The sequence below is a fragment of the Flavobacteriales bacterium TMED191 genome (genome assembly GCA_002171975.2).
GTDB lineage: Bacteria > Bacteroidota > Bacteroidia > Flavobacteriales > TMED113.
Genome location: NHIO02000048.1, coordinates 1 through 9,271 on the forward strand (window position 1 = coordinate 1; position 9,271 = coordinate 9,271).

19 protein-coding genes are annotated in these 9,271 nt (G+C 35.4%); 9 read left to right on the plus strand and 10 right to left on the minus strand.

Annotated features, from left to right (window positions below):
- Window positions 1-308 precede the first annotated feature (308 nt).
- Both CBD51_005470 and CBD51_005475 read left to right on the plus strand, forming a co-directional pair.
- A complete protein-coding gene (locus CBD51_005470; protein RPG58228.1) occupies window positions 309-530 on the plus strand; it encodes a hypothetical protein in 222 nt (73 codons plus the stop codon).
- Window positions 531-696: 166 nt separating this feature from the next.
- Window positions 697-1,509, plus strand: a complete 813-nt coding sequence (locus CBD51_005475; GenBank protein ID RPG58229.1) for a hypothetical protein — start codon at window positions 697-699, stop codon at window positions 1,507-1,509.
- A gap of 79 nt (window positions 1,510-1,588) precedes the next feature.
- Here CBD51_005475 and CBD51_005480 read toward each other — a convergent pair whose 3' ends face one another.
- The 7 genes from CBD51_005480 to CBD51_005510 all read right to left on the minus strand — a co-directional run bounded on the left by CBD51_005480 (window position 1,589) and on the right by CBD51_005510 (window position 3,821).
- A complete protein-coding gene (locus CBD51_005480; protein RPG58230.1) occupies window positions 1,589-1,966 on the minus strand; it encodes a hypothetical protein in 378 nt (125 codons plus the stop codon).
- On the minus strand, window positions 1,956-2,135 hold the full coding sequence (locus CBD51_005485; GenBank protein ID RPG58231.1) for a hypothetical protein: 180 nt from the start codon (window positions 2,133-2,135) through the stop codon (window positions 1,956-1,958). Before CBD51_005485 ends, CBD51_005480 begins: the two co-directional genes overlap by 11 nt.
- On the minus strand, window positions 2,132-2,401 hold the full coding sequence (locus tag CBD51_005490) for a hypothetical protein (GenBank protein RPG58232.1): 270 nt from the start codon (window positions 2,399-2,401) through the stop codon (window positions 2,132-2,134). The genes CBD51_005485 and CBD51_005490 overlap by 4 nt, the downstream gene beginning before the upstream one ends.
- Complete coding sequence (locus tag CBD51_005495) at window positions 2,398-2,577, minus strand: hypothetical protein (GenBank protein RPG58233.1); 180 nt, start codon at window positions 2,575-2,577, stop codon at window positions 2,398-2,400. The genes CBD51_005490 and CBD51_005495 overlap by 4 nt, the downstream gene beginning before the upstream one ends.
- Window positions 2,574-3,086: a hypothetical protein gene (locus tag CBD51_005500; protein RPG58234.1), complete on the minus strand. Its 513-nt coding sequence runs from the start codon at window positions 3,084-3,086 to the stop codon at window positions 2,574-2,576. Before CBD51_005500 ends, CBD51_005495 begins: the two co-directional genes overlap by 4 nt.
- 5 nt (window positions 3,087-3,091) lie before the next feature.
- Window positions 3,092-3,433 carry a hypothetical protein gene (locus CBD51_005505; GenBank protein ID RPG58235.1) on the minus strand — a complete coding sequence of 114 codons (342 nt, stop codon included), beginning with the start codon at window positions 3,431-3,433 and terminating at the stop codon, window positions 3,092-3,094.
- Window positions 3,414-3,821, minus strand: a complete 408-nt coding sequence (locus CBD51_005510) for a hypothetical protein (protein RPG58236.1) — start codon at window positions 3,819-3,821, stop codon at window positions 3,414-3,416. Before CBD51_005510 ends, CBD51_005505 begins: the two co-directional genes overlap by 20 nt.
- Window positions 3,822-3,883: 62 nt before the next feature.
- Here CBD51_005510 and CBD51_005515 point away from each other — a divergent pair, with 62 nt between their 5' ends.
- The 4 genes from CBD51_005515 (at window position 3,884) to CBD51_005530 (ending at window position 5,576) form a co-directional block, all read left to right on the plus strand.
- Entirely contained in the window at window positions 3,884-4,132 is a 249-nt protein-coding gene (locus tag CBD51_005515) for a hypothetical protein (protein RPG58237.1), read from the plus strand.
- Between the two features lie 35 nt (window positions 4,133-4,167).
- The gene (locus tag CBD51_005520; protein RPG58238.1) at window positions 4,168-4,359 is read left to right on the plus strand and encodes a hypothetical protein; all 192 of its coding nucleotides are present in this window, start codon (window positions 4,168-4,170) and stop codon (window positions 4,357-4,359) included.
- A gap of 1 nt (window position 4,360) precedes the next feature.
- Window positions 4,361-4,942, plus strand: coding sequence for a hypothetical protein (locus CBD51_005525; GenBank protein ID RPG58239.1), 582 nt, complete (start codon window positions 4,361-4,363; stop codon window positions 4,940-4,942).
- A gap of 235 nt (window positions 4,943-5,177) precedes the next feature.
- Window positions 5,178-5,576 (plus strand): hypothetical protein, encoded by a 399-nt coding sequence (locus CBD51_005530; protein ID RPG58240.1) that lies wholly within the window; start codon window positions 5,178-5,180, stop codon window positions 5,574-5,576.
- A 190-nt stretch (window positions 5,577-5,766) separates the two neighbouring features.
- Here the strand turns inward: CBD51_005530 and CBD51_005535 are convergent, their stop codons facing one another.
- The 3 genes from CBD51_005535 to CBD51_005545 form a co-directional block, all read right to left on the minus strand.
- The gene (locus CBD51_005535; GenBank protein ID RPG58241.1) at window positions 5,767-6,003 is read right to left on the minus strand and encodes a hypothetical protein; all 237 of its coding nucleotides are present in this window, start codon (window positions 6,001-6,003) and stop codon (window positions 5,767-5,769) included.
- Between the two features lie 516 nt (window positions 6,004-6,519).
- Window positions 6,520-6,759, minus strand: a complete 240-nt coding sequence (locus CBD51_005540; protein RPG58242.1) for a hypothetical protein — start codon at window positions 6,757-6,759, stop codon at window positions 6,520-6,522.
- On the minus strand, window positions 6,744-7,010 hold the full coding sequence (locus CBD51_005545; GenBank protein RPG58243.1) for a hypothetical protein: 267 nt from the start codon (window positions 7,008-7,010) through the stop codon (window positions 6,744-6,746). The genes CBD51_005540 and CBD51_005545 overlap by 16 nt, the downstream gene beginning before the upstream one ends.
- 227 nt (window positions 7,011-7,237) lie before the next feature.
- Here CBD51_005545 and CBD51_005550 point away from each other — a divergent pair, with 227 nt between their 5' ends.
- From CBD51_005550 to CBD51_005560, 3 genes are all read left to right on the plus strand, one after another.
- The gene (locus CBD51_005550; protein ID RPG58244.1) at window positions 7,238-8,488 is read left to right on the plus strand and encodes a hypothetical protein; all 1,251 of its coding nucleotides are present in this window, start codon (window positions 7,238-7,240) and stop codon (window positions 8,486-8,488) included.
- 266 nt (window positions 8,489-8,754) lie between these two features.
- Window positions 8,755-9,030: a hypothetical protein gene (locus CBD51_005555; protein ID RPG58245.1), complete on the plus strand. Its 276-nt coding sequence runs from the start codon at window positions 8,755-8,757 to the stop codon at window positions 9,028-9,030.
- 17 nt (window positions 9,031-9,047) lie between these two features.
- A partial coding sequence (locus CBD51_005560; GenBank protein RPG58246.1) for a hypothetical protein occupies window positions 9,048-9,271 on the plus strand: 224 nt, incomplete at its 3' end.

The following is a 9,271-nucleotide window of genomic DNA, read 5'->3' on the forward strand; positions in this document are numbered from 1 at the left end:
AAGCAGCATATGATGCAAGGATGAAAGAAGGATTCTATTTAGAGAATTTACTTGTAGGTGGCAACCCACTAGAAGAGATGACAGATTAGTAATGTTTGGGCAAGGTTAGTAGTTAGAGGTTTAGCTACCTAACTTTGCTGCTCCTTTCAATGTGACGGGTGCTGCGTGGTTGGAGCATTTGCAAACATATTTGAAAGCTGATATGAGTTCCCATCGAGGACGGAGAAGAACCACAACTTCTAAGAGGAAGTCATAGCCTTTTCCAGTAAGCAAAGCAACCTGTAAGCCCCAAACTTTTTTTATTTAATATGAAAGTAAAATACGATGAGTACATAATTAAATGTACTTACAAAGAATTAAGACTATTGAGGAGTTGTTTAAGAACTCTTGAATATGATTTTCAAACACATAGATTTAGCGATTATGAACGGCATACTGAAGTAGGAAAATTAATACAAAAATTACATAATATTGAAAAAGAACACGCTGAACAATATAACAAACAAACTCTTACCAAAAAGAAAAAATGATAAGAATTAGACTACCAGCTGACCCATACGAAGGTCAGATATATTATGAACCAGACCACGAACTTATTTTTGAGTTTAAATCTGGAGAATGGATAGATATTACCGATGAAGAGGTTGCAAATGGCTCATTTTAGTATAGAATCATAATGGGGAAGTATATTNAAAAATGCAACTAACAATAGATGGAGTNGATAAACAGGACGCTCTTGCAGTTCTAAGACATAAATCATTGGAACGAATAGACGGAGGAAACTTCAGAGTCTATAGAGATAAAGAAGGTACAGAATACCATTCAGTAACTCATATTTTAAATGAAACAAAGAAAAAAGAAGATAAAGAATTTTTAGCAAAGTGGTTAGCAAGACCTGGAAATGAAAGCATAAGAAAGCAAGCAGCAAACAGAGGAACAAAAGCCCATTCACATTGTGAATATATTTTAAAAACAGCATCAAAACTTATNAGGAACACTTGCAATGAACGAAATTCTTGGACAACTTACGAAGACGGATTGGCGAGATCTCCGAAAAGCATTACGGAGTGGGCAATCAAAAAGGCGAAGGGAACGGCCCCTAAAGTACATTGGTTGGCAGAACCGCACGCCAGAGGTCTGGCAAATTGGATTGATGGAGGATCAATAACTTCCATTCATAGTATAGAATTTAGTATTTATCACCCATTAGGGTTTGCTGGTACGGCAGATTGTTTACTTGATGTAGACGGAAAGCTTACTATCACTGACTTTAANACAACTGGTTCGNNNAAAGANAANCCTGATAAGTATNTGGAAGATTATTTTTGCCAGCTCGGAGCATATAATTTAGGATTAAAACACTTAACGGGCATTCAAGCAAAGCAAGCTGCAATCATAATTGCAAAAGACGAAGGAGCCATTCAAGTAAGAATTATGAATGAATATGAATTATCATGGGCAATGTCAAAATTTGAAGAAAGAATTGAAAAATATAATAAATTAAAATAAAAAACACCAGGAAATTGTCCAGGCAAATTTTACCTAGAAAAAACCTGGATAATTTTTGTTCAGCTGGAAATCTTAATGTTCACTTTTCATGTGTACCTCTTTCGATAAGCCAATCCATTTTGTTAGACATCCATGAACAACTTTGACAATTCAAAGCTGACCATGCAAGATGATAAACTTTTTGAGTTTTACCACATTTAGGACATTTAATTAATTTTCCATTTCTCCTACACTTAGAGTTTTTCTTCATTGGAACGAAAATAACCTCCTCCAAACCATTACGATTTGGGGAAGTGATTTCTTTGTATTGTTTATAATTCTCATCTTCATACATAAATTGATTATATTTGAAGTCAAGATTTATAGAATCTCTAGCATAATCAGATAATGAAATATCACCTAGTAGGTAGGCATCATCAAGTGATGCCCTTTTTTGTTGATACTCTTTAAGTTTCATAAGAAATCTCCTTAATTTCATCAAAATCCCACTCGGAAGTAAATTCATTTAAAACTTCAAAAGAATTAATATCTTTCTTAGCTTTTTCTTTTGCTATTTCTGCGGTTGGTGCGTCAACCTCAATAACAAAATAATTAACTTCAGCACAAGTAATTTCAAATGATTTCATATAAATTTTCTCCCATGTGATTCACTTTTCATTTCCAACATTTTTTGATTTACAACATGAGGTGGATCTGAATAAGAATTATTATATGCTTCTAATTCTTCATCACTTGGTTCGTAATTAATTATCGAATCAAGAATCTCCAATGCATCATATATATCATTCCATGTTGGAACGTTATATTCAGAATCACAAGGCCAACTAGAAATAAGTTCTTCTTCTTTTTCTATGAAAGAATTAAGTTCTTCATAAATTTTTTCAAGCTTCATAATAACTCCATGCAAACTTCTATACCTTTTTTGCATAAATCTATTTGTTTCTCGGTTAAACGAGGTTCAATAGATGCTGCAATTTTTTGGCACTCTAAAGATTTTTCATCATTTGGTGCGGTAATTGCAAGAACTAATGCTTGGAGATATGCTTGCTCATCATTTGTAATTTTCATGTTAGATAGTACCCCTCTCCGTTAGTATCATCATCTTCATCTATTGCCCACCATGCAATTTTTACATCTTTAAATGTATCTCTAAGTTTTTTATATATAGCAATGGGTGGACACCATGCGGTATCGAAACCAATAACAATAGAACCATTGTTAATTTCAGTAATTTCAATATCATCTTTTGGAACATCCCATTTGGTGTCCCATTTTTCCAACCGCCAACTATACCATCTAGTATCTTGTTCATTTGTAGATTTAAATTTATGCAACGTCATTACTTCTCCGTTGTTTAATTTAAACTCTTCAATGATCGGTAGCTCTCCTTTTTTACCTAAAGATTTCTCTTTANAANANTTGACTGATTCATTTCCTTTTAATGGAACGGTAGGCCAATTTGGTTCTTTAATAAGCTGACCAAATGGAGATCCTTTTTCAAAGATCTCTTTTATTTTTTCAATGTTTGTTGTTTTTGCTGAAGAAAACGTAACTTCGTTTTGTGTCCAATTTGGCATTTTAATTAACCTCTAATTACGGGAATAAGATCATCTAAACATTTTGAATTTGCAATCCATAATGCACCTCCATCATTTCCTTCATCATCTTGTTGAGGAATTAATGCTTGTCCATCTTCTAATTCAATTACGATTGGTGCGGAATACCAACCGCTTGCATCTGTTTCTTCTTTAGTAAGGTAACGAACACTAACGATTCTTTTACCAACTAGATTTTTAAATCTTTGTGACCAATCCTTTTTATCCTTATATAGTGGATCGTTTTCGAGATTGACTGTTTGTCTTTTTGATGTTGTCATAGCGTTTTGTGAGAAAAAAATAATAATTTTATGAGACAGATTTTTCAAAACTTGTGTATTCTTCATCATCCCATTCAGGATCAGGTGAAGCAGAAAAATCAGGAATGAGCTTTGATAGCTCTCGTATCTCTTTGCTTAATCTAGCTAATGCACTAGGGTCATTATCTGTTTCAGCTTTGAGCATACTTTGAAAAAGAAGATTCATTGCCGAAGCAATCATTTTCTTATGGTCATTGTTTGAAGGTTTAACCCTTTTATCTTTGGAACGATCAACCATTGCTTTGACGGTATCTCGGTGTGCTTGTTGTCTTGATACATTAAATGTACTTTGGGCATAAGCACGAACACCTTTTGGTGTTATTCCTAAATCTAAGAGACGTTTCAACCTTTCAAGATCATTTGACCTTATACTATTGGAACGTCTTGAATTTACCATAGGCACTAGACATTTACTACATTAATATACTAGCATATTTATAGTTAATGCAACATTCAATTATGGGTAGAATTAAAGATTTATTATTGAGAAATCAAAATGAACAAGATCAACCAAATCCAAATCAAATTGATCTTTCATTCAGNGATCAATGGTTTTTATTAGCTACTATTGTTTCTTTCATAAAACATTCACAATATTCTATAAAAAGAAAACAAAGATTAATTAAATTATTAGATATTTTCAAGCAAGCTTCAAATGAAGGAAAATNAATAAAATTTTCTAAAATCATTGCTAATACTAAGAAATAACTGCTATAATATAAGAGTAGTTTACTTTTATCGCTATGCCTATTTGGGAAATCACAGATCTTAACGGCAACTCTCATTCCGTTGATCTTTCTAAAACTTCCATCAATTCTATTGATGATGTAAAAGCTGAGTTCAAAAAATTTGATGAAAAGAAAAAGAAAAATTCTTCTCGTCCTTCTTTAAAACAAACTCAAGCAATGCAAGCAAGAAACAGAGGAGGTTACTAAAATGTCAGCTTACCTTTGTTCGGACGATACTCTCAACGCATTGTCTACTTATTGGTTTATTAAAAGTGGTAAGTCTTGGGACGATCCCTCAAAAGCTCAAGCTTATAAAAGAGCTATGAGAATTTGTTATAAAGAATCCTATTACAAAACTAGAACTGATTGTAAAGATCCTTTGAGACTTCATGCTGATTTTGAACATCATATTGATGAGCATTATGAAAAACTTTTGAAAAATTCTCATAATGATTTATATGAATTAGTTTTCAATACTTTATTAAGAGAAAACAAAAACTCACTAAATGCTAGATATTCTAATCCAACTGATATGTTTAGAGATTCTTACATTTACAGACTTTCTAACTCTGTTGTTTATTGGATCGACAAAAAAGAAAGCGGTTATTTAGTTGGGATAGTCAATAATTATGATTATCAATCTTGTGAACATATCAACCATGAAAGGTCTTTGGGTTATGCAATCCTTAATCAAATTAAAGATTATCTCTTAGAAGATATGAAATTAGGTGAAATTTGGGATTTTAACGAACAAAGATTTATAGCACAAATGGAAAAGGTGACACAATGAAAAAATTTATTACTCGAATCTATAGTCATAATTCTATAGACTCAATCGAAAAAGCTGATCAAGAACATATGAGACTTATTAATTTAGGTTATAAAGTCAATAAAACATATGATTTCTTTTTTTCTTGTCAAATGAATTACGAACTCATTTCTTAATTTCTTTTCACATAACAAGACTTACGAGGTATTATTAATTTAATACCTCTTTTTTATTGGAAATGGTTTCAAAAAATAGTATGGAGTCTATTAAAAATATCTATGGTAAACGTAATCCTAAAAGTCATATTGAACAACGTTGCCAAAGACTTTATACAAAACAATTAGACGGTCTTTCCACTAGACAATTAGTTTTACAACACGCACAAAGAGAAAGTATCTCCGAAAAAACAGCTTGGGCAGATTGGAAAACCGTAACCGCATGGAACTCAACGGATTTAGAACGAGATCGTGTAGACATACTTTCTCGTTTGCATAGTATGAGACAAAGATTGTTCAATGCAGCATTAAAAAAGGGACAATTACAGACAGCACATATGATTTTAGATTCTTTGGGACGTGCAAACGGTGAGACTCAAGAAGCGGTAAATGTAAATATGCCACCGAGTTTAAATATTCAAATCGAAAGCAAGGAATAACCATTCAATTTTTCATTCAGTTTTTACATTCAGTTGACAAAGTCAGCTGAAAATCGCATTCAATTTTTTACATTCAGTTTATATAACTTGATTTTTGCATTCAGTTTTGCTGCCCAGCTGAAAAATTCATTCAGTTTATAAGCTTACCTGGTCTTGTCCTGGTTATACCCTGGTAAAAAAAAGGGAGGGACTAAGCCCTCCACTCCTGGTAAGGTGAACTGATCACCGCTCCCTGGCTTTTGCCCTGGTCTGTCCAGGTCTGGTAGTATCCAACCGTGTTCCCGTTAAGATCTCTCAAAGGTAGCTGGCTTTCCTGGAGTTCGTCCAGGTGTTCAAGTTTATTAGCCAGGTCTCGAAGTATCCTGGCGACTTCCTGGCCTTCCTGGTCAAATGCCTGGTTATCGGAATTAATTTTAAGTTTTAACATAGCAGTAAAAGTGAAAGAGGAGGGGAGCTAGGCTCCCAGCTCCTTAATTTTTTCGTTTAGCTCTTTGATGTTGAGGTTATCATCAAAAAGGCTTACATTGTCTCCCGTGAGTGGCTCGGCTCGCAAGTTTTGTTTCTTGCGATATTCTGAGAAGTTTTTGGAACTTCTAGCCAATTCGTACGAGATCTCGTCATTGTCCATCCATAAGGCGACATTCCAAGTCTCGTAGTTAGTCCAACCGTTGTAAGTCATGGCTTGGTCATCTCCCAATTAATTGTGGAGTAGTCGGTTATTGAGTCGACTTTGTGAGCCGACCAAGTACCGATTAATAACATAATTACTGACATAAATGTCAAATAACCGATTGTAAATTTCATAGCGTTTAAGAATAAAGTTCGATTAGTAAAAGTTCGTAAGCTTTGAGTCTAAGGTTAGGAGCTAGAGGAGACTCTATAAAGAGTTCCTCCTCTATCTCATCTAGCCTTGTCTCCTGATAGGAATCAAGGAAGGCCATTGTTAGTGGCCTATTGAGTCTTCGTAAGCTTCAGCTTCGAGGTAGTCTCGGTGGTCTTGGGCTTGCTCTTGTAGTTCCTCATCGAGGTCTTCAATTGCTTGCTCGTCTTTGAGATCTATTCCTCTAGCTTGGGCTTCATCGTTTACGAAGTGCTGCCACTCTGACAAGCTTGTGTATTCGTCAGAGTGCATATCACCGAGAGTTGAAGAGGTCATGCTTATGATTATCAATCTTGTGAACATGATAATTTGGCCTCTTCCTTGATGATTTCTTCAAGAGCTTTAAAGGTTTTCTTTAGCTCGTCCATGTCTCGCTTGCCGTACCATTTAAGGAAGTCTCGACACTCTTCGTGTACCATCTTCAAACCGTTTTGACCTCGTGTGAAGTCAACGGTTAAAGAGTCACCATCTGAGAACCGAACGCTAACATCATGGGACGTAAAACTGAGAGTTTCTACACCTGAGAAGGTGTAACGTGCTGAAGGTTTTGCCATAGCAGAAAAATTAATTAAGTTTTCAAGTTTCGTAGTTCCTTTCGTCCCTACTCTTATATTATAACAGAGATCTCCTATAATATACGTGTATATCCTCTATTTGTAACAAAACTTTACATAGGGGGGAGGGTTCAGNNAAATNTTTTTTATTTNACCNTGNGGCNNGGAACCTGCTGATACAACACGAAATAAGTTGCTGNTATGATAAAAGGGGTTATTATTTTTATATGGCAGTAGCAGAACCGTTAACATTAAGGTGGGCACAAGGACAGGTATTTAATGCTGAAGAAAGGTTTAGGGTGTTGGTAGCTGGAAGAAGGTTTGGAAAAAGCTATTTAAGCTGTGTTGAGTTATTGAAAGGAGCTATTGCAAAGCCTGGAGAAACATATTTTTATTGTGCTCCTACCTATCGAATGGCAAAGGATATTGCATGGAAGACTCTTAAGAAGTTAGTACCGAAACAGTGGGTTAAAAGTAAGAATGAGACAGATCTGAAGTTGGAATTAGTGAATGAATCAACTATTGAGTTAAAGGGAACAGAGAATGCGATGGCATTAAGAGGTCGTAGTTTAAGTGGAGTTGTATTAGACGAAGCTGCGTTCATGGACAGAGCGGTATGGTCTGAAGTAATCCGACCTGCNTTAGCAGATAAACAAGGATGGGCACTATTCATTTCAACTCCTGATGGNACGGCAAGTTGGTTTTACGATTTATGGTGTTATGTNCCTGAAGATGAGAGTGGGGATTGGAAGCGATGGAGTTTTACTACGATTGAGGGGGGTAATGTTCCGAGTACTGAGGTTGAAGCAGCTAGGGGGCAGTTAGATAATCGTACATTTAGGCAAGAATTTGAAGCAAGCTTTGAAAATCTGACTGGATTAGTGGCAGTTAGCTTTGATGANGAGAATATATCGGATGAAGCAGCAGATTTACATATGTTGCCACTATATATGGGGGTAGATTTCAACGTTGACCCTCTTTGTGGCATATGTGCGGTAAAAAGTAACGAAAATCTGTATGTTTTTGACGAAATCATCTTACGAGGGGGTGCAACTACATGGGATTTTGCGGAAGAAGTCGTAAATAGGTATGGGGTGGACAGACGAGTAATAACGTGTCCCGACCCTACGGGTGGTGCTCGAAAAACAAGTGGTNTTGGTCTTACGGATCACACAATTTTNAGAAGGAGTGGTTTTAATGTGTCCAGCCCGAAAGCTCCCTGGAAGATTCGGGATAAAATTACTGCGGTGAATACAGCTTTATATGATGCAGCTGGAAATCGTAGAACATTTATNCATCCTCGATGTAAAGAGTTAATAAAATCCCTTCGTACGCTAACTTACGCACCAAATACAGGGATGCCTAACAAAAATCTAGGGGTTGACCACGCTTTTGATGCTTTCGGTTATTTATGTTTGCAGCAATTTAATTTAGCGAAGCCAGAGACACTAGGCCAAACTTCGTTTAGAATATACTAAGAGANACTTTTTATTATGCCTGGACATTACGGTTCTATGAAACCAAAGGGTAAAAAGAAGAAAAAGAAAGGAACTAAGAAGAAGAGGTGTAGTTGTGACTAAGAAAAAAGGGCTATATGCCAATATCAACGCAAAAAAGAAGCGTATTAAAGCTGGTAGTGGCGAAAAGATGAGAAAAGTAGGTAGTAAAGGAGCCCCAACCTCTGCTGCTTTTAAACAGGCTGCAAAAACAGCTAAGAAAAAGAAAAAATAGTTGTAAGAAAGCAATGCCTGTAAAAAAGAAAAAAGTGAAATTAAGAAAAGAACACAAGAGTAAAACTGGTGGTCTTACTAAAAAAGGCAGAGATAAAATAAATAAAGAAACAGGTAGTAAATTAAAAAGACCTGTAACTAAAAAATCTGGTTTAACTAAAACTGAAAAAGCAAGAAAAAATTCATTCTGTGCAAGAATGGGTGGGATGAAAGGGCCAATGAAAAAACCTAATGGTGACCCGACAAGAAAAGCGTTAGCATTAAGCAAATGGAGATGCCCTAAAAAATGACTTACGCATTACCAGGAATGTTTAAGACCAGTGTTACTGCCACATCCTATATGGGTGGTAGTGATAGTCCTTTTACTCGTAATCGTGCAGTATTAGACATGATTAAGGGTTGGGAAATAATGAAAGCTGTTAGTGAGGGTACAGAATATTTAAGAGAAAATAGCGAAGCGTTTTTACCTTTAGAACCAAGAGAAGATTATGATGCTTACCTTGCAAGAGTTAATCGTGCAGTATTTAGTCC